Raw genomic sequence first — 25,014 nt, forward strand, 5'->3', positions numbered from 1 at the left:
CCCATGAGCCACGGCCCCGAATGGCATTTTACCGAGCGCCCCACGATCGAACATCTCAAGGCCATGGGCTACGGCTTTATTGCGCCGGTCGAGCACTCAGCTCTTCGCGATGGCGAGAACCAGGTTCTGTTTCGCCCGCATCTGGTCGAGGCGCTGATGCGCATCAACGGGATCGACCGCGCGTCTGCCGAGGCCACCTATGGGGAACTTGCGGCGATCAGCGATAACGAGGCCTGGCTGAAGGTGCTGCGCGGCGATTATGCTCGCAAGGTGACCGGCCAGGAGACCCGGCAGACGCTGCGGGTGATCGACTTCTTTACGCCCGGCAACAACCAGGTCTCCGTGACGCATCAGCTGCGGGTGAAGGCGGAGCATACGCGCAAGCCCGATGTGGTGGTCTATGTCAACGGCATTCCGCTGGTCGTGATCGAGGCCAAGAGCCCGCTCAACGTCAAGGACAAGACCGGCGAGGCCTTTGAGCAGATCAAGCAATATGAGCAGGACATTCCGCGCCTGTTCTTCTCCAATATCTTCAACATCGTCACCGACGGCGCCCTAGTGCTCTATGGCGCGACCGGCTCCGGCTCCAAATATTACGCAGAATGGCGCGACCCATGGCCGAAACGGGAGGCTGATTTTCCCGATACGCTCGCCAAGGGTCTCTGGTGCCTGCTGGAGCCCAGCCGTCTGCTGGACGTGATCGCGCATTACGTGGTGTTGGAAAAGACCGAGACCGGCACGATCAAGAAAATCTGCCGCTACCAGCAGTTCCGCGCCGTCAACCGCATCGTCGAGCGCGTGATCGAGGGCAAGCACCGCCAAGGGCTGATCTGGCACACCCAGGGCAGCGGCAAGTCGCTGACCATGGTGTTTGCCGCGCTGAAGCTGAAGACGCACCGGACAATCCAGTCCGAACGGCTCACCAACCCCAACATTCTGGTGCTGACCGACCGGGTGGATCTGCACAGCCAGATCAGCGGCACCTTTGTCGCCTGCGGCTTGCCGAACCCGACGCCGATCGAGAGCATTAAGGATCTGCATGCGCTGATCCGCAGCGGCAAGGACGGTCACACGGCGCTTTCCACCATCTTCAAGTTTCAAGGCTCTAAGGAGGCGATTGCCAATTCCGAAAACTGGATCGTGATGGTGGACGAGGCGCACCGCACCCAGGAAAAGGATCTCGGCGCCTATCTGCGCGCAACGCTGCCGAACGCGCTCTTCTTCGGCTTTACCGGCACACCGGTGAGGAAGGATGATAAGAACACTTATGAGAATTTTGGTGTGCCGGGAGAAGGCTATCTCGACAAATACGGCATCGACGACGCCGTGGCCGATGGCGCGACCGTGCCGATCTATTATACCGGCCGCAAGACCGACTGGCATATCGACGAGGCGAAGATCGACATCCTGTTCGACACCTGGTTTGCCGAGCTGGACGATGACAAGCTCAACGAGATCAAGAAGCGCGGCGTCCAAATCGAGGATCTGGTCAAGCATCCGCGCCGCATCGAACTGATCGCCTATGATATCTGGACGCATTTCAAGCAATATGCGCAGCCGGACGGGTTCAAGGCGCAGATCGTCGCCATCGATCGCGAGGCGGTGATCCTCTACAAGCAGGCGCTGACCAAGGTCATTGTTGAGGATCTGAAGGCCGAGGGCCTGGAGCCTGCCGAGGCGCTGACGCGCGCCGATGCCATGTCGGCCTGCGTCTATTCGATCAACCAGGAGGACAGCAAGCCGAGCGAGGATGCCCACAAGCAGGCGATCCGCACCAAGCTGAAGGCGTATTATCTGGATGCCGAGGCGGAAAAGCTGGCGAAGAAGGCTTTTGGCCGTAAGGGCGACAACCCCCAGTTTCTGATCGTCTGCGATAAACTGTTAACCGGCTTCGACTGCCCGATCGAAAGCGTGATGTATCTCGACAAACCGCTGAAGGAGCACGGGTTGCTGCAGGCGATCGCCCGCACCAACCGCGTCTCTGACGCCCGGAAACGTAACGGGCTCATCGTCGATTACATCGGCGTTTCCGGTCACCTTGAGGAGGCGCTCTCTTCCTACCGCGCCGATGACGTGAAGAACGCCATGCGCGACCTGGACGACCTGCGCAACCAACTGCGGGCAGCCCACTCTGCCGTCGCCGCGCTGATGAAGCCGGTGAAACGCAAGGCGAGCGACAAGGACGCGCTCAAGGCGGAATATGATGCCTTCGTGAAGCTGCTGGGCACCGAGGACAAGTGGTTCGACTTCAAGGCCAAAGCCCGCAGCTTCATCGCGCTCTATGAAACGCTGAGCCCGGACCCGAGCGTTCTGGAGTTCGCCGCAGACCTAAAGTGGGTCGCAAACTTCCTGCTCTACGGCACCCAGCACTTCGAAAAGCGCCAGGCCTTCGACCAGATGAATTACAGCGAAAAGATCCGCGAGATGCTGGAGAAGCATCTGGAGGCGACGGGTCTGAGCGTCACCGTCAAGCTGCGCCACATCACCGATCCGGAGTTCTGGGAGGATTTCGATCCAGCGGGCAAGACTGAGGAAGACCTGATGACTGCCGCGATCCGCAAAACGACGGAGCTGCGCAAGACCGTCACGGAGCGGATCGACGATAGTCCGCATCAGTATGGCAAATTCTCAGAACGCCTACGTCAACTCCTGGAAAAGCTGGAAAGTGCGCAGCTGAGTTGGTCGGAGAAGCTGAAAGCAGCCGAAGAGCTGGCGAAGGATATCACTGCTGAGGATGCAGCTCATGTCGAGGCGGGTCTGTCACCTGGCGCATATGGCATCCTGCAGATTTTGAACGGCTTCACCTCCGGACCGCAGGGCGAGGATCTGGCAATCCGGTTGGAGAAACTTTACTCCGACCCCGTGACCGCTCCATCAGGCTGGTGGCAGAAAGACGGTCTGCGCAAGAGCCTGCGCCAGCAGGTGAGATCCATGGCGCATCTCGCCGGTCTGACGCAGCTCAGGGAAATCCCGGAAGAGGTGGAGGCCTACGCGCTCAAGCATTTCGCGGGGCAGTGACATGGCCGTCTATCGCATCGGCAGCCAGGAGATTGAATACACGCTGCGGCGATCACCCAGGGCCCGCAAGGCAAGCCTCAGCGTCACGCCGAAATCCTTCGAGCTCTTGGTCCCGGAGGCTGCCACCGACGAGCAGATCATCGCCGTGCTGGACCGCCGGCGCGCCTGGATCATTGAGACCGTGCAGCATATGGCAGAACGCGCCCGGGCGCAGACGCGCGTCTACCAGTTTGTGACCGGCGCCAAGATACCCTATCGTGGTCGGATGGCGAGGCTCACCATCGAGCCCTTCGATGGCTCCCTTGTCGAGGTAAGCTATCGCAACGGCTTTCAGATCCGCAAGCCCGCAGACCTGTCGCCTGAGTCATCCGACACCATCATCGAGAGCGCGCTCCGGCTCTGGCTGAAGCGCCGAGTGCGCGACGACGCCCGCGACTTCGTCCGCCGGCATGGCGAGCGGCATGGGATGAAACCGCGCGGAGTCCAAATCAAGGACCAGAAACACATGTGGGGCAGCTGCGGCCAGGACCGGCAGATCAACCTCAACTGGCACCTGATCTTCGCGCCGAAGCCGGTGCTCGAATATGCGGTAGTCCACGAGATGTGCCATCTTAAGCACCGCAACCACGAGCCGGAGTTCTGGGACCTCGTAGGGCGCGTGCTGCCGGACTGGCAGGAGCGCAAGGCCTGGCTCGACAAGAACGAGCACATGCTGGGATGGGAGAAAGTGGAGGCGGTGAGATAATCAGACTGTTTTTTGGGGATCTTGGGGAATGTGCCATATGATCAATCTCAACGAGACAGCGCTCCTCGGCATCGATGTGGGCTTTTCAAAATCAAGGGCGACCACTGGCATCGCCTGGAGCAACAACGGCGAGTTTGGAGCAGCCAGGACGCACTCGGATTGGGAACGTCGTAGGCAGCACATTCCAGCGTCTACGAGGTTCTCTGTGATAGCCATCGACGGGCCGCTAGTCCCTGTCGGTTCCGATGATAGCTTGGACCGATTGTGCGAACGCCTGTTCATTCGAGGCACATTCCAGACGCGATGTAAGCCGGGCCTAAGCAATCATGGTTATGGGAAAGATTTGCGAAGGGCTGCCGCTGAGACGGCAAATCAGGTGCTCCATCTGGCTGAGCATAACACAGGCGTATCGAACGCGATCCGTCAGGACACCTTCATCATCGAAGCATTTCCAAACGCCTTTCTGGGGGTTCTGTTGCCAGAGGCACGGTTTGCCTCGCCAAAGGCAGGTAAACGCAAGAAATTCGATTGGCTGTATGATCATGCCGTCGATAGTGGTGTCCTCGCGGACCTCTTCCTAAGCATTGAATGGAAGAATGCTGAGCTGATAACCGCAGTTCTTGACGAGCGCGACCACGAAAAGCGGGCCGCGTGGATCTGCTTGCTCACTGCGGCGTGTGCTGCGAGCGGCAAAGCTGAGGTCGTGGGCGATAATATAGGCGGCTGGTTCTGGCTGTCACCCCAGGATCAATGGGCCGGATGGGCGCGGGAAGCCCTCAAGAAGAACATGTTGGCTCTGGCGTAGCGCTTTTTGACTCAGGGGAGCTTGCTGGCTGGCTTAGTGCAGCAATGCGTTGTATCGCAGTGCAAAGCATGAGGCGTGCGCCGGTGAGTCTCTCTGGCGTTTTTGCAGTGTCGCGACTACCAGTTGCGTCGATTGATTCCGGACCTAGTTCACAATGCCGAAGAAGCAGAAACGCGACAGCGCCTATTACGAAGAGCGATTGAAAAATGAGTCCCCGCTGGTTTATGCTGATCTAAGGGCCGGGAAGCACGAGACGATCACTGAGGCTGCAATAGCTGCAGGGCTGAAAAAGCCGAGAACGCGCCTGCAAGAAATGAAGAATGCGTGGGTGAAGGCATCGTCCTCAGAACAAGGCGATTTTTTGCTCTGGCTGACCCGCACCGGCGTCAGTTTATCACTAGCACCATCTCCAACCCCCGGCCTCCCATTCACTGTTGCCGTAGATCGCAGACTGAGCCCGGCAGCCGTTCTTCGCATAAGCGAGGTTATTGCCAAGCGTCATTTGCAGCCGGGCGACGTCATGGCGGAGATGGGCTACCCGAAGCTCAACGCGTCGCTGGGTCGAGCCCTTCATCGTGGAGACAGGCTGCAGCCGGACCTGATCACTGCCTTGCAGAAATGGTTGACGGCGAACGCCTCAGTGTAAGCGGCCACTGCCACGCACAACGCTATTCCGCAATTTTCTTAGCTACGACAGCTTTAAGGTCGGCTGCTTCGCTCTTGTAGATGCTGTTCAACGTGTTCAGAGCATCCGCATCTTCCGGATAGCATTTTGAGCCACGAATGCTAGCTTCTGACTGCCTACGCTGCTGAAAATGAGAGATCACGCCGCTTATCTTCAACCCTGGCACATCCATCAATGTTTCGATGACCTGGCCCTCAAGCATTGGATCAACTGCGATCTTGCAGCTGTCTGAAATCGCCCTGATCCGCGCCGCCGTTGTCGCCAACACATTGACTATGGCGCTCAGTTCATCTGCAGCCCCCGCAGGGCACGAGAGTAACGAACTGACGACAGCGATCACGATGGGCTGTGACTTCATTTTCATTGGCAATACCATTCATAAAGGCACCGCACAAAAGGGAAGGGTTCCGTCATAACGAACCAGCGTTCCGGCACGTCGCGCTAAGGTGTTGATTTCCCTTAGCGTCGCGAGCGCTGTTAACAAAAACCCCATGCCGCACAAAAAGGTTCCTTTAAATCAATGGCTTGGCGGGTATTCTATGGTGAATACCCACCCTGGTTGCAGGATCAGAACGGAATCGATATGCGCAATTTCGGATACGCTCGCGTCAGCACGACCGAGCAAAACATGGACCTTCAACTCAAGGCACTGAATGCGGCTGGTTGCGTCAGAGTATTGACCGACGAGGGTTTCTCCGGCGCGAATTTTTCGCGACCCGGACTGAATAAAGTGCTGCGGGTCCTGCGAAATGGTGACACATTGACCGTCTGGCGACTGGATCGCCTCGGTCGCTCTCTGTTCGAGCTACTCAAGCTCGTCCGGGATCTCAACGAGCGCGGCGTCGAGTTCCGATCGCTAAGCGAAAGCTTAGATACCAGCACCTCAGGAGGCCGACTGCTGCTGCACGTCCTCGCGTCGATGGCTGAATTTGAGCGGTCGCTGATCAGCGAGCGAACGCGTGCAGGCATGGCTGCGGCTCGGGCTCGCGGCAGCCGAATTGGCCGGAGACCAGCGATGACAGCAGAACAACTCATCGCTGCTAGGGCGGCAATCGATATTGATCATCGCTCGGTTGCCGATGTTGCGGGTGAATACCGAATTCACCCGCGCACCCTTGGGCGGCTGTTGCGAGAACAGCAACCTCGTCAATTTGAATCAGCTTGAATGTGGCACGGCGTTCGTCGACACAGCATGCATTTTCCGTCATGCGACGGGAGCCATGTGTCCCTCCTCTTCTGCAAGCTTCTGGTTTAGCACGGCAACCACGTCGCCATAGGTGCGACGCTTATCACGCCACATGGGGTAGAGCTTGCCGCAGAGCCTGCGAAATTCAGGCTCGTATTCGAGAGGGAAAGGTTCCGGATCAAAAGCGAGGCATTCGCACAGCTGGCGTAGAGTCAAGCGGCAGCCGTCGTGAACACCAACGCAGTAGCTGTCACGGATGTAGGCGTAGTAATTGACGCGGTTTCGAAAGAACCGGCGTATATCAGTAAAGTTCATTTTGATTTCCTTAAATAGCAAAAGGCTGCGACCGCGCTCTCCCGGAACGCTCTCTATTTCGCAGCTGATGGCTGAAACGACTTGCCGGAAGGATATCACCTCGTAATCGTTCCCTATATTTACATACTCTTTGAAAGCAGGAGGTATTATAGGGAATGATTACATCCCGGCTCGGCGTTCAGTGGCAAGACGTGACCGGAGCGGCACCTGCCTTCCTACGATGGTTCGCGACGTTTATAGAGATCCGCTTCCGGTCTGCGTCCAGAACAGGGGATGCGGACCCGGTGATCTCGACGGTGATATCGATGGCCTCAGCAGATGCGGCGCTACATCTAGCTATTAGCGGGCACAGGTCGCACGGCGCACGATTGACATCGATGGTCTCGGCGATTCCGAAACAGCTGGGGAGTAGATCTGCCTGATCAAGCTTGACGACCGGCCTGACCTCCCAGGCACGATCGTCGGCTGCGGTCTTCGCACGGCGCGTAAGTTCTGCGAGATCGGCGTTCGGAGGCGCAAGGGCCAGAGCCTGCTCCAGGGGCAGGTGACGCTTAATGAACACGCGGTCTGCGATCTGATCAACCAGCGGCCTGTGCTCATCCCGCATCTCTGAAAGCATGAGCTCACGAAAATGCTCCTGCGGCGGCAAACCAATGTAGTTCTCTGCGCGGTAGTGCGGGATCTCTGCAACGCTCTTCATGCGAAGCGGGAGCGCATCTTCAACGTGCTCATCGAACAATGCCCGCCATGCCTCTCCATTCTTCTTCGAGGCATGAAGCTGGCCCGGCCTCATGGTCCAGTAACGCTTGCGACGCGACGCAAAGTCAAAGCTGAAGTCGACCAACAAATCGTAAGGGACAAACATCTCGTCCGTCCGTGCGCGTGCGCGCCAAAGTTCGGTATACCAGGGTGCGCGGGCAGCGGGGATTGCTCCCTTGATGACCGATACCTTTTCAGCAAGCCCGACATCAAAGTTGCGCCTTACATAACGCCGGAGCCCAGCAACGTAGTGCTGTCCGAAGATCATCGTCGCCTCCACCGGGGACATGAAGCGGTAGTCAAACCAACGCCTCATCATCAGCTGGCTCTCGTCCTTCCAGTCCCTGGGGTGGAGGACAGTCCGCATGCGAACGACATCTTGAATCCGCTTATCAAGCTTTGCTTTATCCATTGGCACAGGTTCTCCTTCGGGCGACAGAAGTCGTCCGGCTATTGTTCTTCGATGATGGGCAAGCGCTTGCTCACTTACAGTTATAGCGAGATGCCGATGCGAGCGCATACGATCGCCAAAAAAACTTTTGAGCCTCGACTTAGGCGCTTTGACTCGAGGTTTCGCGTGTGCGGCTTCCATTGATCAGGGTGATGAAATTCAAGGCCAGGAAGATGGAGCTCGCCTGTGAGCTTCCCTGTCGATTTGCGGCATGGGAGGATAGGTCACCGGAACGTCGCCACTACGGAATGCATCCCCATCGTGCAGCTTAATTTCTTCTAGGACTTCGATGTCCACGATCGAACTGGATCATGATTGACCATCTCCACAGCCCTGGCAGAGGAGGTTCAACGGCACCGGGTGGACGTGAACGAGAGGCGGACGCCCCGCTCTGGATCGTCCACGGAGAGTTTTGGCGCATGGGAGCGTTCGACAGCTGTCAGCTCCTATTCGCAGATCACGTTAATCCCCATACACTGGCACACGGATATAGATTGATCTACGCATGTGTCCTGTCGCGCTAGCGGATATGTTTTCTCCACTGGCACCCAAGGGATCGGCAGCGTCTACTAGCTGGCTCACCAGTTCGGCGGTTCCAAGGTTTGGCAGTAAAGGCTGCTTGGCTGATAGGAAACGAAGAGGAAGGCGCGAGATGCAACTCAAGCGCGTTGCATAACCTTTACATCAGCACCAAAAACGCTTGAAATGGGAAAAATCCGCAAGGTGATGTAAACATCATGACAAGGTTGGGTCTAAATCGGCAGCGTTTTTGAGGTTGGAGGCGAGGTATAACACAACCTAAGATACACATTTATGACCGATTTCGTCCCTCGACCTTGACGGATTTGGCGCTGAGGCAAGATTATGTAAACATAGCGCAAGGCGACGGCATTGGCGTAGATGGATCTACCCGAGACGAGTGACCAGATCATCAGCAGCAAGATGCGTGTAGCGTTTCAACATACGCATCTCCCTATGCCCGCTGATGCTGCTGACCTCGATCACGTTCAGCCCACGCTCGAAGAGGCGGCTGACGCCCTCGTGACGCAAATCGTGAAATCTTAGGCCGGTGATGCCAACCCGAGCCAACAGACGATACCACACTTGCTCCAGGGAACCGGGTTTCATCGGAAAGACGATAGCTTGATCTACGTCTGCGAGTGACTTCCAGTCCATCAGTGCATCGAAGGCACGCTGGGACAGCGGCACCTCGCGGCTGGTTCCGTTCTTAGTCATCGCCAGACTGATCACCCTGCGATTGTGCGAGACATCCGCCCATCGAAGGCCGAGAAGCTCGCCACGACGCATCCCTGTCTCGATCGCTAGGATTAGCAGCGTCCGGAAGTAGGGAATCTTTCCACCAGCACAGCCATCGAGCAGACGCTGCTCCTCGTCGCCGATCAGTCGGCGGCTCCGCTCATTTCTTATCACCGGACGACGAACCAACTTCACGACATTCTTTGCAAGCGGCAGCCCCCAATCGCGGATAGCGACCTCAAGGACATGGCTGAGGATGGCAAGCTCGCGGACAGTGGTAGATGGAGCCACCGACTGGAGCCTTTCATCACGAAATGACGCAATGTCCTGCTGGCTCAGTCCGATCATCGTCCTGTATGCGAGTTCGTGGCGACGGAGCACGTCGATCCGCTGTATCTCTTGGACCGAGCCACGCTTCAAAGGCGACACTTCGCGCTGGTAACGTTCAAGAAGCTGCCCGAGCGTAGTGATTTCGAGTATTTTTGTGTCCGGCGCAGCTCCAAACCTATCAACCTGCGCCTCAAGGTCGCGCGCCCACTTCTCGGCTTCGAGCTTCGTGTCGAAAGATTTGCAACGCGGCTTCATACCACGCCGACGAACCTGCGCCTGCCATCTTCCCCTGAGTTTTCTGATTGTCGCCATCGTGATCTCCAACGTTCATTGTCGATCAAGCGTAGGATGCCCCGACGAGGGGGCCAAGGATTAACCCTGCGCAGCAATCACACGCTTTAACTGCAATCAAAAATCATAGGCGATTTATGATTGAGCGCCTTGCATGCGCGGCGTCAGTATAGTTTGATATGCATGGGTAAAGGGTATTGCGTATGCGTGGATTACTTCGCTTTGTTAGCGCCAGCGTTATTTTAGCGGCAACTTTTTCCGGAGCATTTGCCGGAGAGAGAACATTCGGCCCTTTTGCTGTAAGTGACGCAAATCCGGACGTGATCGCATTGAATGGCGACATCGACGTCAATTCAGGCCTAAATTTTCGCCGCGCGCTCCAAGCAACGCCAAATGCGAAGCTCGTCACTCTCAATAGTCCCGGTGGCAATGTCCAGATGGGCTTGCTCATTGCGGACGATATCCATCAACGTAAGCTGGCGACCTACATTCCAAAAGAAAGCAAGTGCTTATCAGCCTGTTCGTTCGTCTTTCTCGCCGGTAATGAACGGAAGGTCGATGGAGCCCTGGGTGTTCATCAGATTTCGTCCGACTCGCCAGACCTCGTAGGCGCACAACTCGCGATCTCGGACATTATCGAAGTCCTCAATCGCTTTGGGACGCCCGTGGACGTCATGCACGTCATGTTTAAGACGCCGCCTGATGATATGCATATATTCAGCCAAGACGAGGTGGATAAATACAAGCTCAATCGAACGGCGCATGAGCGATCAACGACGCCGACGATTGTCGACGTTCCCGTTGCAGTCGCTGGCCAAGATAGTGACCAGAAACCAAGTGATGCGAACCTTCTGGGAGATGGTCCCACGTCGCCCTCTGCGCCAGACTCAAAACAGCAGGCAAAACTGTCAACCCTCGACGAATTTACCCGGCGACCCAATCGCATTGCTATCTACACCGGGCTGGACCTCTTCGGTGACGACATCTCATCGCAGCGTGTCGTCGACGCCAGCGAATGTGCTCAACGTTGCCTGATCATGAACGGCCAGTGCAAAGCTTTCACATACAATGCCAACCCCAAAATCAAGAGAGGCCCGAACTGCTTCCTGAAATCGAACGCGGGACGAGCCGATGGAAATAGCGTTGCGTTTTCGGGCCGCTTTCTGAGTGGAGCCGAAGCAGATCCATCTGCCATCACGCTTGGAACGATCGATCCGCAATCAGCGCTGTTTGATGACGTCGATTTACCCGGTGGCGATTTATCTCGGCGTCCAGAACGTTCGGCGAAGACTCCTCTGGAATGTCGTCTGGCTTGCATCGATGAGAAGCAGTGCGTGGCCTTCACGTATATTAAGCCAAAGAAGGAATGTTGGCTGAAAGGCACGCTCGGAACGCCCATGCCTGGCAAAGGAATGGTATCCGGACTGAAAAAGCTGGAACGGTTTGCACCCGCCAAGATCATTAGCCTAGACTGAGAAATTTCCATGAACTCACCATCCCCTAATATTGAGTTAGATCTTGAAAAGCTCCTTAACGACAGCGAATTCCAGCACCTTGACAAAGAATTTGATCATTTCTGCCCTTTCGAAGCATTGGGGATGGTTCGCTCGGAGGTTCGGCACGGTAATTTTCTTGCCTACATGCTCAATCCGGGTCGGCCTCACGGGTTCCATAGCGAAGTGCTCAGAGCATTTCTGCTGGCAATCTCACGAACAACTCTACCTGCGAGCGGCGAGTTTCATTTGAAACCTTTGGATGTTCATCTGATGGATATCGAGCAGGCTGACGTTCGACGCGAGTGGCGCAATATTGACCTACTCATCATCATTCAATCGGAGAAAATAGTTATCCCGGTGGAATTGAAAGTGGAATCGACGCAAGGCACCGATCAGCTCCGTCGGTATCGAAAAATCGTCGAAAGCCAGTGGCCCAAGGAGCAAGGATGGAAGCAGGTTAACGTATTCCTCACGAAGTATGAGGAGGAGCCGCTTGACGGAGACTATTGGCAGCCTCTGGTAATAAATGATCTTGCAAAAGAGCTGGAACTGATCTCTGGCAAAACAAATACGGGTCCGGGCAGTGAAAGCTTAGCAGCGTATCTTAGGATGTTAAGGAGACACCATTTGGATGACGTTCGCTTAGAAGAAATCGCGCGCAAGCTTTGGTCTCGTTATGGACAAGCGCTTGATTTCCTGTCCGAGAGAAAACCCGACGCCGCTGGGAATTTTTTCGAAGCCCTAAAGGACCGAAAGGTCGATATTGTTAAGTCGCTGACCGATAGCGGACTAAGCGTCGTTTTGGACGCAGATTATAAAACCATCATTCGCTTTGCGTTTGAATCTTGGGATTCCCTTCCAGGATTCAAAAAATCTACCTGGACGGAAAGCAAACGTCTAGTTCTGTTGGAGCTTAAACGTGAGGGGTCGAAAGTTAACGCCTATCTTTATCTTGGACCTGGTGAAGAAGAGTTCCGAAAGGATTACGTGTCGTTGCTAGTCGGAACTAGGTTGCATAGGCCGAACGCGAAAGTTGGCAGGGATTGGATGTGTCTTGCCAAAGCTGAGATGCTCAGCGGTCAAATCGATGATGACACAGATTTGGACAGGTCGATTGAAATTGTAACAAAGAACCTGCAGTTGTTCGCGCGCCGTGTCTTTGACCATTTCGATCCAATTCTTTCCCGCATCCCACCGGCGCGAGTGAGCATTGGCGTGCCGTCGTAAATCCGGTGTGTTATGCTGAATCTGCATGATTGGCACGCTGGCCTCCGAGAAGGAGACAAGAATCACATAGACACTTTCATCTTCCAGCCGTCAGCCACACTGACCGAGCGGGACCGCAGGACCATCACGCGATGGATCAAGCCAGTGACAGGATGCGTCGTTGAACAATGAGGAGCCAGCAGAAGTGCTGATCGTGCCAGAACATCCCAGAAAAATTTCACGAATTGCAGCAACGGTCGCGGTCATGGGATCGCTTATCTGGGTGCAATGGCCAATTGATCTGGCAAAAATCGGTATCGCTCCCGTAGTTGCTCTCATTGCATCTTCTTTAACCTGGATCAGTGTCGAACTCGCGGAATTCGTTTCTGACAACAGCACACGCGACAGCATCCTGGTTGATGACGTAAAGAAGTTGAACGCGATCCTTAAGCTCGTAGATCGACATCAAGCTTACATTTTACGTGAGCACGCTATTGAAACATCTATTCGAGACACCGACTATGACGGCATCCGAGAACTCGTCCATTATTACAAGGACGACATTTTTCCGTTCCACAACGAAGGTCTCCAAGCCCGCTACGAACAGCTTTGTCGCGATGCTGAGCATTTTCTTCACGATTTCTTCAATCTCTACACCTCGGATGGGCGCGGTTGGATGACTTGGCGCGCTGCCGAAGATGGTTGGGTGCCACAGGACGTATATGATCGAGTAATGGGCAGAATCGCAAACTTGAATCGTCAAACCACGGCGCTAAGTAGCGCATGGGAAGAGCTTGTAGCACTCGCATTGCAAGAGCTCAAAGGGGCTTCTGTGGCTATCGACCGCTATGAGTAGAACTCTGCAAGCGCACCTATCCTATGGTTTGAAAGTAGCTATAGCGCCTACTAGTTCGCTCTCTTTTGTAGCATCTACCACTTGAATATCGTTTTCACGAAACTGTTCAACAGTCTCACGGAATGCTCGCTGTCGCAATGAAGGTCCGTTTGGCCCTTCGACCGCGAAAACAATATCTTGAGGAAGCAACTGTCTTAGTCGTTTGATTGTAAATAGCCACTTGTTTCCGTGGTCAAGAATGCGGGTAGGGTCATCTTGGCCAAGATAGATCGGTTTTAAAATTTTGATCGGCTTGTCCCCGGCAATTTCGACGAATGGGAACGTCGCCGAATAAACTCCGTCGTTGAACGTCCGCCGCTTGAAATTTTTGTCGATCGCCTGGAGCCGGAGCATGTTACGAACATGCTTTTCCAACAAGCCCTCGCGGTAAACCGAATTCGCAAAATTCCGCTTCACATAATAATTGAACAGTTCTTCGAGCTTTGCCTTGGGATTTTCAGTCATCGCAAAGCGAACGTCGCTGAATCGGATGATCCCCTCGCGATCTTTCGTCAAGGCGTGAAAAAGGTGCTCTGCATTGTCGCTCAGCTCGAACTCAAATCTACTTTGCCCATCGCCTGTATGTCTGGCGAGATCTTTAATGCGCTTGAGCTCTGCGTTGTAGCTTTTGAGAACGCTACGAATAGTCGTTGCTTCAACGCTGTCGAAGAAGCTGGTCAGTCTGCCCAAGCGTCTTGTTTCGAGCCTAAAGTCTAAATAGCTTAAGCGAGGCGCGACAAGCACTATACCGATGTTCGCGAATTCCTCCGTCTCGATGTGAGGCTGGAAACGGATTATCGCATAGCTTACAGCATGCTTTTTCATGTTCGTTCCCAAAACGCAGGCACTCTATGTCGCTCCAATATGGCCTCAATACGGTCTAGCGACAAATTAATATCGACCGTGCAGGCATCGTCTACATAAAACCACCGTTCCGGTATGTCACGAAAGATCTGGGGCAATTCTACAAAAGCTTCCTCAAACCGAGCGGTATAGCGCGCGCGTAGATCTGCCCGGTCACATATTTCAGACAGAGACTGACGAAAGATATGACTTTCAAGCTGTGAACGAAGCGTTACCTCTTCGTCAAAAGCTAGATTATGATCAATGACCACGAGACGATGATCTGTCTCGGACCAAAGAAGGTTGGGATTACCTCCAGCCTCCGTTAGCGTTCGATCGCCATTTTTTATCCACCAGTCAAACGCAGCAATGTCACGCTTTAGCTCTGCCGGGGCCTGATCAACGTTCACGAAAGATATTTCGTTGACATTCTCGACGTTCTCGGAACCGAACAGCAGCCCTGCCCCCAAATCACCTAGAGGTCCACTCCGACCGGCCTCATATAGACCCTGCGGCACGTCGACGAAGCAAAAGGTTGGGATTGGCAACCCTAATCGGCGCGCAAGTTGACCCGCAACCCACTCTTTTACCAGCGAGTCATAACCAGCCCCTCTCCCCTTAACAAAATAGAGTTTTCCGTCCGAGCCACGACAGATGTAGGGCTCAGTTGCTCCCTGCTCAGAACGTCTCAGCACTTCATCGATCTCGATCGGCATCGGTCCCCACGCACGCCACATAGTAGCAAGCGTTTAGATCACACAGTCACGAGAAGTCCAAGCGCAAGAGCGTGCCGCGATCGTGGCCCTGACCAATTTTGCGTTGACAGCGAATATCAACAGAAGTCTGCTGACGGGGAGAAACCCTACCTACCCAAGGAATTTTATGGCGGAGAGGGTGGGATTCGAACCCACGATACCCTTGCAGGTATGCCGCATTTCGAGTGCGGTGCATTCGACCACTCTGCCACCTCTCCGCATGCGCGAACGCTTGCGTTGCGCGCTCCTCTTAAACATCAATGGCGTGACTGACAAGGGGAATTTCGTGTTTGTGTCACAAATTATTCGTCATGGGTGAGGCTGGGGAAAGGCATCGGCTTCTGGCCGTTTTCACAGATATTTTCAAGATGACGCGCACGATCCGCAGGGGTGCGCGCCACATTCGATAGCAGCGTCAGATCCGTTGATAACGCCGTAAGATTTCCAGGATTTTTTCATCCTGCTCTCTATCGGGCAGAAGGGCTGGTTGGCGGCTGGCGCCGACGGAAGAGTCCTGGAGATAAAGCGAGCGTTTGACCATGGCCGGTGCGAAGCCGAGGGCATAGAGATCGGTGCGGAAGTCGGCATAGATTTCCTGCTGGCGTTCGGCCTCGGTGATGTCGCCGGCGTTGAAAGCATTGAGAATGCCGGCCAGCACATCCGGCAGCGCGTTGCCGAGGCCGGAAATGCAGCCTGCGGCACCATTCTGCAACGACCAGAGAACGAGGTGATCCGGGCCGGAATAGACCTCGAAACCGGGCATCTCCTTTGCCACCTGAAGATAGGCTTCGAGCGTCTGCTGCGCGCCGCCGGAATCCTTGATGCCGGCGATATTGCCATGGGTGGCGAGTTTGCGCGCAGTTTCCGGCTCTATGTGGTTCTGGGTGCGGGCGGGAATGTCATAGAGATAGACCGGCGTTTTAACGGCGTCAGCCACTGCCGAGAAATGGCGGATCAAGCCGTCCTGCGTGCAGGCGATGAAGAAGGGCGTGATGACGGCGATGCCATCGACGCCGATGCGGTCGAAGGCTTTGGCAAGTTGCAGGGTTTCGAATGTGGCGGGCATGCCCGCATTCACGATCACCTTGGCACGGCCTGCAACTTCGTCCACCACCTCTTCCGTCAGCCGGATTTTTTCCTCATGCGTGAGCGCGGTAAAATCGCCATTGGTGCCGGCGCACATGATGTTGTTGCCGGCCGCCACCTGACGGCGCACCTGCGCGCGGGTCGCTTCGTAATTGATGGTTTCGTCCTCGTTGAAACAGGTGACGAGCGCGACGAAAGCTTGTTTGCTCATGAAAGAACTCCGCTTGAATTTGCGATGGCGTCGCCGGCGACGGCCGGATGACGCTGAGATTGCATATCGGGGTCGGGATCGAGGCTCGCGGATAGAAGGGCACGGGTATAGGCCTCGCGCGGCGTTTCGAACACCTGGCGGACCGTTCCGAACTCCACAACCTCTCCCCGCTGCATAACCATGACGTGATCGGCAAAATCCCGAACCACCGGCAAATCATGCGCGATGAAGATGAAGGAGAGGCCCATTTCGCGGCGCAGCTTGTCCAGCAACGCGATAACCTGCGCCTGAACAGAAACATCGAGCGCCGAGACCGCCTCGTCGCAGATGATGAGCTTCGGCTCCAGCGCCAATGCGCGGGCAATGGCGATCCGCTGCCGCTGACCGCCGGAGAACTGGTGCGGATAACGGCGCATATGTTCCGGCGAGAGACCCACCTGATGCAGCAATTCCGCAACCCGCTCACGCCATCTTGCCCTGGGCAATATCTCCGGATGGATGACCCAGGCCTCGGAAATCAGCTGGAACACCGTCATGCGCGGATTGAGCGACTGGGTGGGGTCCTGAAACACCATCTGCAGATCACGCCGGAGCGCGAAGAGTTCGGCAGGCGAAAGCTTGAAGAGATCACGGCCCTTCCACAAGGCGCTGCCCGCATCCGGCTCATCGAGGCGAAGTAGAATACGCGCCAGCGTCGATTTGCCGGAACCGCTTTCGCCGACGACCGCGATGGTTTCGCCTTCCATGAGGTCGAAGGAAACGCCCTTCAGCGCCTCGAAGGCGCCGTAACGCTTGCGCACATCACGCACGCTGAGCAGCGCTTCGCCCACCGCGTGCGGCTCGTGCATGTCGCCCCTGCCGGGTGCTGCGCTGATGAGCTTGCGGGTATAGGGGTGCTGCGGATTGCGATAGACCTCGCGAACCGTGCCAGCCTCGACCAGAACGCCCTTTTCCATCACCACCACGCGATCGGCGATTTCGGCGACGACGCCGAGATCGTGGGTGATGATGAGCACGGCCATGCCGGTTTCCCGCTGCAATTCCTTGAGCAGCGAAAGCACCTCGGCCTGCACCGTTACGTCAAGCGCCGTGGTCGGCTCATCGGCGATCAGGAGATCGGGCCGAAGCGCCAGCGCCATGGCGATCATCACGCGCTGGCGCTGGCCGCCGGAAAATTCATGCGGATATTTCTTCAAGGCCCCGTCCGGGTCCGGAATGCCGACGCGGGCGATCAGCCGCCTCGCCTCCGCTTCGGCCTTTGCCTTGTCCATGCCGTGGGTGGTCATCGCCTCACGGATCTGCCAGCCGACGGTATAAACCGGATTGAGGTGGCTGAGCGGGTCCTGAAAGATCATGGCGATACGCCGGCCGTTGATCTCGCGGCGCGCCTCGGCCGGCATGGTCAGAAGATCCTGGCCGTCGAGCAATATCTGGCCGCTGCTGATATGTCCGGGCGGCATGTCGATGAGGTTCATGATGGCCGAGGACGATACCGACTTGCCCGAACCGCTTTCGCCGAGGATGGCCAGCGTTTCGCCACGGTCGATATGGTAGGAGATATCCTTCACCGCATGGACGACACCGCTTGCGGTGTGAAACTCCACGGAAAGGTTGCGCACGTCGAGAAGATGGTCAACCATGCTTGCGGCCTTTCATTTCCAGCCGCCAGCGCTGCACGGGATCGAGCGCGATGCGCAGCCAGTTGGAAAGCAGGTTGAGCGACAGGGTGGTGAGAATGATGGCAAGTCCCGGCCAGAAGGACAGCCACCAGGCATTGGTGAGATATTGCCGTCCCTGCGAAATCATCAGGCCCCAGGTGATTTCCGGCGGCTGAATGCCGATGCCGAGGAAGGACAGCGCGCTTTCCGCCAGCATCACATAGGCGAAATCAAGCGTGGCGAGCGTCGTCAGCGTCGGCAACACCACAGGCAGGATGTGGCGGAACAGGATGCGCTTGCCGGAGGCGCCCATCACGCGCGCCGCCTGCACGAACATGCGCTCGCGTACCTCCAGCACCTCCGCCCTCGTGGTGCGGATGTAAACGGGAATGCGGGTGATGGCGAGAACCAGCATCAGGTTGAGGATGGAGGAGCCGAGCAGATAAAGCACGATGACCGCGATCAAGAGCGACGGGAACGACATGATCACATCCGCAAGCCGCATGATGATCTGGCCGACACGGTTGGAGGAAAAACCGGCGATCAGCCCGAGCACGGTGCCGGTGATGGCGGAAAGAAGCACCGCACCTGCGGCGATCATCATCGTATTTTGCGTGGCGGCGACAATGCGAGCGAGAAGCGAACGGCCGAGCGCATCCGCCCCCAGCCAGAAATACCACTCGCGCTGCCAGTCGAACGGGGCGAGGTTGCGCCCGCGCAGGTTCTGTTTCGTCGCCAGATCGCCAAGCCAGGCCGGGCCGACAAAAGCGAGGATAACGACGATGACGAGGAAGATCGCGGCGCAGAGCGCGAATTTATCCGCCCACAACATGCGCAGCATGCGCGTTGCAAAGGACGGCTCGGCGATGATCTCGGTGTCGGCGCTGGAAAGGCTCATGACTGAACGGCCTCCTCAGTGCCGGATACGCGGATCGAGGAGCGCATAGGCGATATCGATCAGAAGATTCATCAGGAAGATCGCCAGCGCGGTGACGAGAATGGCGGCGAGCACGACATTGAAATCGCGCTGAAGAATGGAATCGATCATCAGCTTGCCGACACCGGGAAAACCGAAAATGGTTTCGACGATGACAGCACCGTTGAGAAGGCTTGCCGCCTGGTCGCCAATGACGGTGATGACCGGCAGCATGGCGTTTCGCAAGGCGTGAATGAAAATGATCGGACCCGACTTCACGCCCTTGGCACGCGCCGTTTTGACATAGGCCGAGGACAAAGCGCCGATCATCGAGCCGCGCACCACCTGCACGATAATGCCGAAGGGGCGCACGAACAGGACCGCGATCGGCAATATCCAGTGCAGCACGGAGCCCGTTCCTGACGTGGGCAACCAGGCGAGATTGACGGAGAAGACGACGATTGCAACGATCGCCAGCCAGAAATCCGGCACGGATGCACCGATGAGCGAGATGCTTGAGGCCATGCGGTCGAAGAAGCCGCCGGAGCGGAAAGCCGCAAGCGAACCGATGACGATGGCGGCGGTGGTGACGAGCGACATGGTGATGACCGCAAGCCAGAGAGTCCAGACGAAAGCCTCCAGCACCACATCCAGCGCCGGGCGGGCTTTTCTGAGCGATTCTCCGAGATCACCCGTCATCACATCGCCCGCGTAACGCAGAAACTGCACCATCAACGGATCGTTCAGCCCGTGCAACGCCCGGAACTGCTGCTTCAACTCTTCCGAAGCCTCCACCGGCAGAAACAGCGCGGCCGGGTCCCCCGTCAGGCGCGACAGGAAGAAAACCATGACGATGAGGCCAATCAGGGAAATCAGGCTCGCAACGGAACGTTTTCGGATGAAGCTCAGCATGGTTGCCTCCGGTTTTTCAATGCGGCGGCGAGGCTTTCGCCGCGCCGCCGCTTCTCAATTGATAAGACGCGGGGTCCTATTTGATGCCGATTTCCGAAAGCTGCAGCATCGAGTTGGTGGCGATGGTGGGCTTGAAGTCCAGCCGTTCCGAGACGCGGGAGAAGCCAACCATATGGAACAGCAGCACATCCGCCACCACGTCATCGTGCAGGTAGGCAATGAGTTCCGACCACAGCTTGGCGCGCTCGTCACCGACGGCTGCCGATGCGCGTTCGATCAGATCGTCCACCTTCTTGTCCGAGAAGCCGGACTGGGTACCCTTGGTGGCATATTTGAAGAACATGGTGAAGGACGGATCGCCCTTGGAATTATCGTGCATGGCAGCGACGATCTGCGGTCCGCGGCCTTCCTTAAAGGGCTTGGAGTAATAGCTTTCGTGCTCGGCCACCTCCACGAATTTCAGGTCGATCTTGAAGCCGACTTCCTGCAATTGCTGCTGGATCGCCTCCATGATCTCGGTGACGTTGGGGAAATTCGCGGTGCGCGCGATGATGGTGATCGGCGTATCCACCTTCACACCGGCAGCCTTTGCTTCCTCGAGCAGCTTTTTTGCGCCCTCGGGGTCATAGGGGAAGACCTTGACGTCGGGGTTCCAGCCAAGCGTGGTCGGCGGAACGAGCGCGGTGGCCAGCACGGCACCTTCCGGAACCAGCGTGCCAAGGAAGGCCTGCCGGTCGATGGCGAGGTTGAGCGCACGGCGTACCCGGACATCGTTCAGCGGCGCGATGTTATGGTCGAGACGCATATAGACCGTCTCGCTGTCGAGATAGGAAAAGTCGGTCTTGGCGTTGGTGGCGTCTAGCTGGGAAATGGAAGGCGACAGATCTGCTTCGCCGGTCTGCACCATGGCGGCGCGGACCGAAGGATCGGCGCGGAAAAGATAGGTCGCTTCCGTCACCTGCGGCTTGGCGCCCCAATAGTCGTCGCGTGCGGTGAGCACAATCTGTTGGCCCGGCGTCCAGTTGGTCAGCTTGTAAGGCCCGGTGCCGACAGGCTCGCGGATGAATTCCATCTTGGTTTCTTCGGGAACAATGGTGACGAGCGACATCAGCAGCGGCAGAATGGGCTGGGCCGGTTCGGTCTTGAAGTCGATCGTGTGGTCGTCAACGATCGACGGGGTCACCGTCATGCCGCCGAAATAACGGCGGGACTCGCAGGCGTTCTTGTCGCTCATGATGCGTTCGAAGCTGTGCTTGACGTCCTTGGCATCGAATGCCGTACCGTCGGAAAACTTTACGCCTTCACGCAGGTGGAAACGCCAGCTTCCGTCGGCATTCTGCTCCCACTTCTCGGCAAGGCGCGGCTGAACGCCCTTCTTGCCGCGCACATCGAGCTCGGTCAGCGTCTCGCTGACATTTTCCATGATGATGCGGCCGATATTGGAGCGGGTGGCCATGCAGGGCTCGAGCAGGTCCGCCTCTTCCGCCAGCACGATCTTGATCGGCCCCGATGCAGCGAGCACCGGCGAAACCGCGGCGCTGAGGGAACCCAAGACAAGGGCGCCCGCAATCAATGACTTCTTCATTCCGTTCTCCTCCCAGATTCAGAAATTCAGCAACATGGCGGCGCACCGCAAGGGGCATCTTAAAAATCCCCATCTCCTGCATTGAGGAGCATGGCGTGCGGATGATTGTCTCCTCCACCCGTAAGCAGAGCATCGGCGTTATCGCATTTTTTGTCAATTTATTTTTAGATGCCAAATTTTATTCGAGCCAAGTCTCTTAATTTTATTTTTTAAAAACAAATGTTTAGCTAAAATAATCAAAAATAATAGATCCCATTTTTTTATCAAAAAAACTTGACAACTTTTTGAATATGTCATTTTCATCAGGACAAGAGGAGACCACGATGACCCCTGATGACATCGCTCACGCCATGACCGGAGCCATGCATGCCGTGTCGCAAAACCGGCAGGAAGCTTTCCTGCCGTCGCCCATGATCCAGAACCATGCGAGCTTCCTACACCTTCTGGAAGACGGCACCCTGCTCTGCGCCTGGTTCGGCGGCACGCTGGAGGGAAAATCGGATATTTCGATTTTCGCATCTGTGCTGACAGCGGGTTCAACCCGCTGGGGACCGCCGCAGCGCCTGAGCCACGACCCCGCCCATTCCGAACAGAACCCGGTTTTCTTCACCGCGCCGGATGGCGTTCTCTGGCTGTTTCATACCGCCCAGCCCTCCGGCAATCAGGATGAATGCCGCATTCGCATGGCGCGAATCCACCGCGACCCGACTGCACCGGAAAAGCTTGTTTCCGAAGAAGGACGTTTTCTCGATCTCCCCCGGGGCTGTTTCATCCGCGCGCCGCTGCGCATCCGCGATGATGGCGTCTGGCTGCTGCCGATCTTCCGCTGCGTCCAGCGACCCGGCCAGAAATGGAACGGCAGCCATGATACGGCAGCGCTCGGCATATCCACGGACAATGGTGCGACTTGGCAATTGCAGGAGCTGGAGGAATCGACCGGCTGCGTGCATATGAGCCCGGTTGCGGTGACGAATGGGGGCTACGCCGCCTTCTTCCGCCGCCGTCAGGCCGATTTCGTCTATCGCACGGAAAGCGCCGATGGCGGTCGCTCATGGTCAAAGCCGCAGCCGACCGATGTGCCCAACAATAATTCCTCCATTGCGGTCATCAGGCTGAACGATGGCAGGCTGGCTATGATCTGCAACCCCGTCAACGCCGCGCAGTCGAGCGATCGCCGCGCCTCGCTTTATGACGAGTTGGGAGAGGAAGACGACAGGCCCGATGCCGATCCAAGCGGCGGTTGTGTGCCGGTCTGGGGTGTGCCGCGCGCGCCGGTTTCGATCTGCCTGTCCGATGATGACGGGCGCAGTTTTACCACCCGGATCCTGATCGAAGACGGGCCGGGCACCTGCCTTTCGAACGATTCGACCGATGGGCGTAATCTGGAAATGTCCTATCCGTGGCTTCTGGAAGCGCCGGACGGTACGCTGCATGCGAGCTACACCTATCATCGCCGCGCAATCAAATATGTCCGGCTGGCGCCCGGCTGGGCTGACGAGAACGACGGGAGACAAAGATGAGCAACATCATTGGCATCACCATGGGCGACCCCTGCGGCGTCGGCCCCGAGATTACGGTGCGGGCGCTCGCCGAAATGTCCGCCCCGGATCGTGCGGCGACGCGGATTTACGGCAACCTCGCCACGCTGGAAGCGGCGCGGGAGGCGCTCGGCGTTGATATCGATCTTTCTCAGCACGTGGTCGACCTGCCCGTGGAGGGCGCGCCGCTGCCCTGGGGTAAATTGTCGCCAGTGGCCGGAGACGCCGCTTTCCGCTTTATCGAAAAGGCCGTTCGCGATGCCGAAGCGGGTGCAATCGGCTGCATCGTCACCGCGCCGATCAACAAGGAAGCCCTGAATCTCGCCGGTCATCATTATGACGGGCACACCGGCATGTTGCGAAGCCTCACCGGCTCCTCGGCCGCCTATATGCTGCTCGCCTCCGAACGGCTGAAGGTCATTCACGTTTCCACCCATGTCTCCCTGCAGGAGGCCATTCGCCGGGCGACGACGGAGCGGGTGCTGGCGACCATCCGCGCCGGCAACGCGCATCTGAAACGCATCGGTTATGTTCAACCGCGCATCGCGGTTGCCGGCATCAACCCGCATTGCGGTGAAAACGGCCTGTTCGGCACCGAGGATGACGACCAGATCGCACCGGCGGTCGCAGCCGCCCGCGCCGAAGGCATCGAGGTGCAGGGACCGATTTCCGCCGACACCGTGTTCCACCGGGCTTATTCCGGCGCTTTCGATCTCGTCGTCGCGCAATATCACGATCAGGGCCATATCCCGATAAAGCTTGTCGCCTTCGACACCGCCGTCAACGTCTCGGTCGATCTGCCGATAGACCGTACCTCCGTCGATCACGGCACGGCTTTCGATATCGCCGGCAAGGGCATCGCCAATCACGGCAACATGAATGCGGCCATCGCATATGCGCGCAAGCTGGTTGCGGGCAAGGAGCGGAAGGAATGAGCACCATGTCGACAGCTCCCATTCTCATCCACCAGCCACGACGGCTCGCCGTTGGTGCCGGCACCATTTCACAGGTCGGCGCCTGGGCGGAAAAAACAGCATCGACCCTGATTATCGCCACACCGTTGACGGCAAAATTTGCCGAACGGCTGCAATTGCAGGGCCCTTTCACGATCTTCGACGCCATTCCCGGCGAGCCGGACACCGCAACGCTCGAAGCCGCCCTTGCCGCAGCAAGCGCCGCCAAACCGGATCTCGTCATCGGCCTCGGTGGCGGTTCGGTAATGGATGTGGCGAAGCTGGTCGCTGCCCTCTGGAATTCCAGCCAGTCGCTTGAAGACGTGGCGGGGCCGAACAGGGTTGCCGGGCGCGACACACGGCTGGTGCAGATCGCCACCACCGCCGGCACTGGCTCTGAAGCCGGCATCCGTTCGCTCATCACAGACCCGGTGAAAGGCAACAAGATCGCGGTCGAAAGCCCTCATCTGATCGCGGATTTCGCCGTGCTCGATCCGGAACTCACCTATTCCGTTCCATCAGCCGTTACGGCGGCAACCGGGGTGGATGCCATGGCCCATTGCGTCGAAGCCTTCACCAACCGCAAGGCCCATCCGATGATCGACGGTTTCGCCCGCATGGGCTTTGCGCTGGTCGGCAAATATCTGGCGCGCGCCGTCCGCGATGGCGCAGATACTGAAGCACGGGAAGGCATGATGCTCGCCTCCTATTATGGCGGCATCTGCCTCGGCCCGGTCAATACGGCGGCCGGCCACGCCATCGCCTATCCGCTCGGCACGCTTCTCAACCTGCCGCACGGGCTGGCGAACGCCATCGTCTTTCCGCATGTTCTGGCATTCAATCAGCCTGCGGTTTCGGCCAAGACAGCGGAAGTGGCGGGAGCGCTCGGGCTTCGCGAACACCTTTCGCCTGATGATCTGCGCAAGGCGGCAACGGATTTCTGCGCGGGGCTCGGCATCGAAATGTCGCTCGCACGGCATGGCGCGACTGAGGCCGATCTTTCCCGCTACGCTGAGGATGCGCATGCCATCCGCCGGTTGATGGACAATAACCCCGTCGACATGAGCATCGAGGACGTGCTCGGCATTTACCGCCACGCCTTCTGAGCAAAAATCCGA

22 protein-coding genes and 1 tRNA gene are annotated in these 25,014 nt (G+C 57.2%); 11 read left to right on the forward strand and 12 right to left on the reverse strand.

The window, feature by feature from the left end; genetic code table 11:
• Nucleotides 1–3 precede the first annotated feature (3 nt).
• The 4 genes from ACIK7D_RS16605 to ACIK7D_RS16620 all read left to right on the forward strand — a co-directional run bounded on the left by ACIK7D_RS16605 (nt 4) and on the right by ACIK7D_RS16620 (nt 5,214).
• On the forward strand, nt 4–3,018 hold the full coding sequence (locus ACIK7D_RS16605) for a type I restriction endonuclease subunit R (RefSeq protein WP_400156838.1): 3,015 nt from the start codon (nt 4–6) through the stop codon (nt 3,016–3,018).
• 1 nt (nt 3,019) lies between these two features.
• Complete coding sequence (locus tag ACIK7D_RS16610) at nt 3,020–3,763, forward strand: M48 family metallopeptidase (protein WP_400156839.1); 744 nt, start codon at nt 3,020–3,022, stop codon at nt 3,761–3,763.
• Nucleotides 3,764–3,800: 37 nt separating this feature from the next.
• Nucleotides 3,801–4,568 carry a DUF429 domain-containing protein gene (locus ACIK7D_RS16615; RefSeq protein WP_400156840.1) on the forward strand — a complete coding sequence of 256 codons (768 nt, stop codon included), beginning with the start codon at nt 3,801–3,803 and terminating at the stop codon, nt 4,566–4,568.
• A 154-nt stretch (nt 4,569–4,722) separates the two neighbouring features.
• A complete protein-coding gene (locus tag ACIK7D_RS16620) occupies nt 4,723–5,214 on the forward strand; it encodes a hypothetical protein (RefSeq protein ID WP_400156841.1) in 492 nt (163 codons plus the stop codon).
• A 22-nt stretch (nt 5,215–5,236) separates the two neighbouring features.
• Here the strand turns inward: ACIK7D_RS16620 and ACIK7D_RS16625 are convergent, their stop codons facing one another.
• Complete coding sequence (locus ACIK7D_RS16625; RefSeq protein WP_400156842.1) at nt 5,237–5,629, reverse strand: hypothetical protein; 393 nt, start codon at nt 5,627–5,629, stop codon at nt 5,237–5,239.
• 207 nt (nt 5,630–5,836) lie between these two features.
• Here ACIK7D_RS16625 and ACIK7D_RS16630 point away from each other — a divergent pair, with 207 nt between their 5' ends.
• Nucleotides 5,837–6,418 (forward strand): recombinase family protein, encoded by a 582-nt coding sequence (locus ACIK7D_RS16630; protein WP_400156843.1) that lies wholly within the window; start codon nt 5,837–5,839, stop codon nt 6,416–6,418.
• Between the two features lie 39 nt (nt 6,419–6,457).
• Here the strand turns inward: ACIK7D_RS16630 and ACIK7D_RS16635 are convergent, their stop codons facing one another.
• The 3 genes from ACIK7D_RS16635 to ACIK7D_RS16645 all read right to left on the reverse strand — a co-directional run bounded on the left by ACIK7D_RS16635 (nt 6,458) and on the right by ACIK7D_RS16645 (nt 9,863).
• Nucleotides 6,458–6,754, reverse strand: a complete 297-nt coding sequence (locus ACIK7D_RS16635; protein ID WP_400156844.1) for a hypothetical protein — start codon at nt 6,752–6,754, stop codon at nt 6,458–6,460.
• 178 nt (nt 6,755–6,932) lie between these two features.
• A complete protein-coding gene (locus ACIK7D_RS16640) occupies nt 6,933–7,925 on the reverse strand; it encodes a hypothetical protein (RefSeq protein ID WP_400156845.1) in 993 nt (330 codons plus the stop codon).
• 945 nt (nt 7,926–8,870) lie between these two features.
• Entirely contained in the window at nt 8,871–9,863 is a 993-nt protein-coding gene (locus ACIK7D_RS16645; RefSeq protein ID WP_400156846.1) for a site-specific integrase, read from the reverse strand.
• A gap of 182 nt (nt 9,864–10,045) precedes the next feature.
• Between ACIK7D_RS16645 and ACIK7D_RS16650 the strand changes: the two genes are divergently transcribed.
• From ACIK7D_RS16650 to ACIK7D_RS16660, 3 genes are all read left to right on the forward strand, one after another.
• On the forward strand, nt 10,046–11,317 hold the full coding sequence (locus ACIK7D_RS16650) for a PAN domain-containing protein (RefSeq protein WP_400156847.1): 1,272 nt from the start codon (nt 10,046–10,048) through the stop codon (nt 11,315–11,317).
• A 9-nt stretch (nt 11,318–11,326) separates the two neighbouring features.
• A complete protein-coding gene (locus ACIK7D_RS16655) occupies nt 11,327–12,565 on the forward strand; it encodes a PD-(D/E)XK nuclease family protein (RefSeq protein WP_309510198.1) in 1,239 nt (412 codons plus the stop codon).
• Nucleotides 12,566–12,725: 160 nt separating this feature from the next.
• Nucleotides 12,726–13,400, forward strand: coding sequence for a hypothetical protein (locus tag ACIK7D_RS16660; RefSeq protein WP_309510199.1), 675 nt, complete (start codon nt 12,726–12,728; stop codon nt 13,398–13,400).
• A gap of 21 nt (nt 13,401–13,421) precedes the next feature.
• On the opposite strand, the gene ACIK7D_RS16665 is transcribed toward ACIK7D_RS16660, so the two are convergent.
• The 8 genes from ACIK7D_RS16665 to ACIK7D_RS16700 form a co-directional block, all read right to left on the reverse strand.
• Entirely contained in the window at nt 13,422–14,264 is an 843-nt protein-coding gene (locus ACIK7D_RS16665; RefSeq protein ID WP_174024419.1) for a DUF3037 domain-containing protein, read from the reverse strand.
• A complete protein-coding gene (locus ACIK7D_RS16670) occupies nt 14,261–14,998 on the reverse strand; it encodes a HipA family kinase (RefSeq protein WP_174024421.1) in 738 nt (245 codons plus the stop codon). Before ACIK7D_RS16670 ends, ACIK7D_RS16665 begins: the two co-directional genes overlap by 4 nt.
• A 167-nt stretch (nt 14,999–15,165) precedes the next feature.
• Nucleotides 15,166–15,255: transfer RNA gene (locus ACIK7D_RS16675), tRNA-Ser, on the reverse strand.
• Between the two features lie 197 nt (nt 15,256–15,452).
• Nucleotides 15,453–16,334: a dihydrodipicolinate synthase family protein gene (locus tag ACIK7D_RS16680; protein ID WP_400156848.1), complete on the reverse strand. Its 882-nt coding sequence runs from the start codon at nt 16,332–16,334 to the stop codon at nt 15,453–15,455.
• Nucleotides 16,331–17,974 (reverse strand): ABC transporter ATP-binding protein, encoded by a 1,644-nt coding sequence (locus ACIK7D_RS16685; RefSeq protein ID WP_400156849.1) that lies wholly within the window; start codon nt 17,972–17,974, stop codon nt 16,331–16,333. The genes ACIK7D_RS16680 and ACIK7D_RS16685 overlap by 4 nt, the downstream gene beginning before the upstream one ends.
• Nucleotides 17,967–18,890: an ABC transporter permease gene (locus tag ACIK7D_RS16690; RefSeq protein ID WP_080819582.1), complete on the reverse strand. Its 924-nt coding sequence runs from the start codon at nt 18,888–18,890 to the stop codon at nt 17,967–17,969. Before ACIK7D_RS16690 ends, ACIK7D_RS16685 begins: the two co-directional genes overlap by 8 nt.
• A 15-nt stretch (nt 18,891–18,905) precedes the next feature.
• Nucleotides 18,906–19,820, reverse strand: coding sequence for an ABC transporter permease (locus ACIK7D_RS16695; protein ID WP_035262398.1), 915 nt, complete (start codon nt 19,818–19,820; stop codon nt 18,906–18,908).
• Between the two features lie 76 nt (nt 19,821–19,896).
• Nucleotides 19,897–21,405, reverse strand: coding sequence for an ABC transporter substrate-binding protein (locus ACIK7D_RS16700; protein ID WP_127755496.1), 1,509 nt, complete (start codon nt 21,403–21,405; stop codon nt 19,897–19,899).
• A 323-nt stretch (nt 21,406–21,728) separates the two neighbouring features.
• Between ACIK7D_RS16700 and ACIK7D_RS16705 the strand changes: the two genes are divergently transcribed.
• From ACIK7D_RS16705 to ACIK7D_RS16715, 3 genes are read left to right on the forward strand one after another with little or no spacing between them, the layout of a single operon-like run.
• Complete coding sequence (locus ACIK7D_RS16705) at nt 21,729–22,925, forward strand: exo-alpha-sialidase (protein WP_400156850.1); 1,197 nt, start codon at nt 21,729–21,731, stop codon at nt 22,923–22,925.
• Nucleotides 22,922–23,878 carry a 4-hydroxythreonine-4-phosphate dehydrogenase PdxA gene (pdxA, locus tag ACIK7D_RS16710; protein WP_400156851.1) on the forward strand — a complete coding sequence of 319 codons (957 nt, stop codon included), beginning with the start codon at nt 22,922–22,924 and terminating at the stop codon, nt 23,876–23,878. Before ACIK7D_RS16705 ends, pdxA begins: the two co-directional genes overlap by 4 nt.
• Nucleotides 23,875–25,002, forward strand: a complete 1,128-nt coding sequence (locus ACIK7D_RS16715; protein ID WP_400156852.1) for an iron-containing alcohol dehydrogenase — start codon at nt 23,875–23,877, stop codon at nt 25,000–25,002. Before pdxA ends, ACIK7D_RS16715 begins: the two co-directional genes overlap by 4 nt.
• Nucleotides 25,003–25,014: the final 12 nt, after the last annotated feature.

Origin of the sequence: Agrobacterium sp. P15N1-A, assembly GCF_044626815.1 — a bacterium.
Lineage (GTDB): Bacteria > Pseudomonadota > Alphaproteobacteria > Rhizobiales > Rhizobiaceae > Agrobacterium > Agrobacterium leguminum.

What these genes read in the sequence shown, in the direction of transcription:
- ACIK7D_RS16605 (WP_400156838.1), top strand. Translation starts at nt 4, where the DNA reads ATGAGCCACGGCCCCGAATGGCATTTTACCGAGCGCCCCACGATCGAA.
- ACIK7D_RS16610 (WP_400156839.1), top strand. Translation starts at nt 3,020, where the DNA reads ATGGCCGTCTATCGCATCGGCAGCCAGGAGATTGAATACACGCTGCGG.
- ACIK7D_RS16615 (WP_400156840.1), top strand. Translation starts at nt 3,801, where the DNA reads ATGATCAATCTCAACGAGACAGCGCTCCTCGGCATCGATGTGGGCTTT.
- ACIK7D_RS16620 (WP_400156841.1), top strand. Translation starts at nt 4,723, where the DNA reads ATGCCGAAGAAGCAGAAACGCGACAGCGCCTATTACGAAGAGCGATTG.
- ACIK7D_RS16625 (WP_400156842.1), bottom strand. Translation starts at nt 5,629, where the DNA reads ATGGTATTGCCAATGAAAATGAAGTCACAGCCCATCGTGATCGCTGTC.
- ACIK7D_RS16630 (WP_400156843.1), top strand. Translation starts at nt 5,837, where the DNA reads ATGCGCAATTTCGGATACGCTCGCGTCAGCACGACCGAGCAAAACATG.
- ACIK7D_RS16635 (WP_400156844.1), bottom strand. Translation starts at nt 6,754, where the DNA reads ATGAACTTTACTGATATACGCCGGTTCTTTCGAAACCGCGTCAATTAC.
- ACIK7D_RS16640 (WP_400156845.1), bottom strand. Translation starts at nt 7,925, where the DNA reads ATGGATAAAGCAAAGCTTGATAAGCGGATTCAAGATGTCGTTCGCATG.
- ACIK7D_RS16645 (WP_400156846.1), bottom strand. Translation starts at nt 9,863, where the DNA reads ATGGCGACAATCAGAAAACTCAGGGGAAGATGGCAGGCGCAGGTTCGT.
- ACIK7D_RS16650 (WP_400156847.1), top strand. Translation starts at nt 10,046, where the DNA reads ATGCGTGGATTACTTCGCTTTGTTAGCGCCAGCGTTATTTTAGCGGCA.
- ACIK7D_RS16655 (WP_309510198.1), top strand. Translation starts at nt 11,327, where the DNA reads ATGAACTCACCATCCCCTAATATTGAGTTAGATCTTGAAAAGCTCCTT.
- ACIK7D_RS16665 (WP_174024419.1), bottom strand. Translation starts at nt 14,264, where the DNA reads ATGAAAAAGCATGCTGTAAGCTATGCGATAATCCGTTTCCAGCCTCAC.
- ACIK7D_RS16670 (WP_174024421.1), bottom strand. Translation starts at nt 14,998, where the DNA reads ATGCCGATCGAGATCGATGAAGTGCTGAGACGTTCTGAGCAGGGAGCA.
- ACIK7D_RS16680 (WP_400156848.1), bottom strand. Translation starts at nt 16,334, where the DNA reads ATGAGCAAACAAGCTTTCGTCGCGCTCGTCACCTGTTTCAACGAGGAC.
- ACIK7D_RS16685 (WP_400156849.1), bottom strand. Translation starts at nt 17,974, where the DNA reads ATGGTTGACCATCTTCTCGACGTGCGCAACCTTTCCGTGGAGTTTCAC.
- ACIK7D_RS16690 (WP_080819582.1), bottom strand. Translation starts at nt 18,890, where the DNA reads ATGAGCCTTTCCAGCGCCGACACCGAGATCATCGCCGAGCCGTCCTTT.
- ACIK7D_RS16695 (WP_035262398.1), bottom strand. Translation starts at nt 19,820, where the DNA reads ATGCTGAGCTTCATCCGAAAACGTTCCGTTGCGAGCCTGATTTCCCTG.
- ACIK7D_RS16700 (WP_127755496.1), bottom strand. Translation starts at nt 21,405, where the DNA reads ATGAAGAAGTCATTGATTGCGGGCGCCCTTGTCTTGGGTTCCCTCAGC.
- ACIK7D_RS16705 (WP_400156850.1), top strand. Translation starts at nt 21,729, where the DNA reads ATGACCCCTGATGACATCGCTCACGCCATGACCGGAGCCATGCATGCC.
- pdxA (WP_400156851.1), top strand. Translation starts at nt 22,922, where the DNA reads ATGAGCAACATCATTGGCATCACCATGGGCGACCCCTGCGGCGTCGGC.
- ACIK7D_RS16715 (WP_400156852.1), top strand. Translation starts at nt 23,875, where the DNA reads ATGAGCACCATGTCGACAGCTCCCATTCTCATCCACCAGCCACGACGG.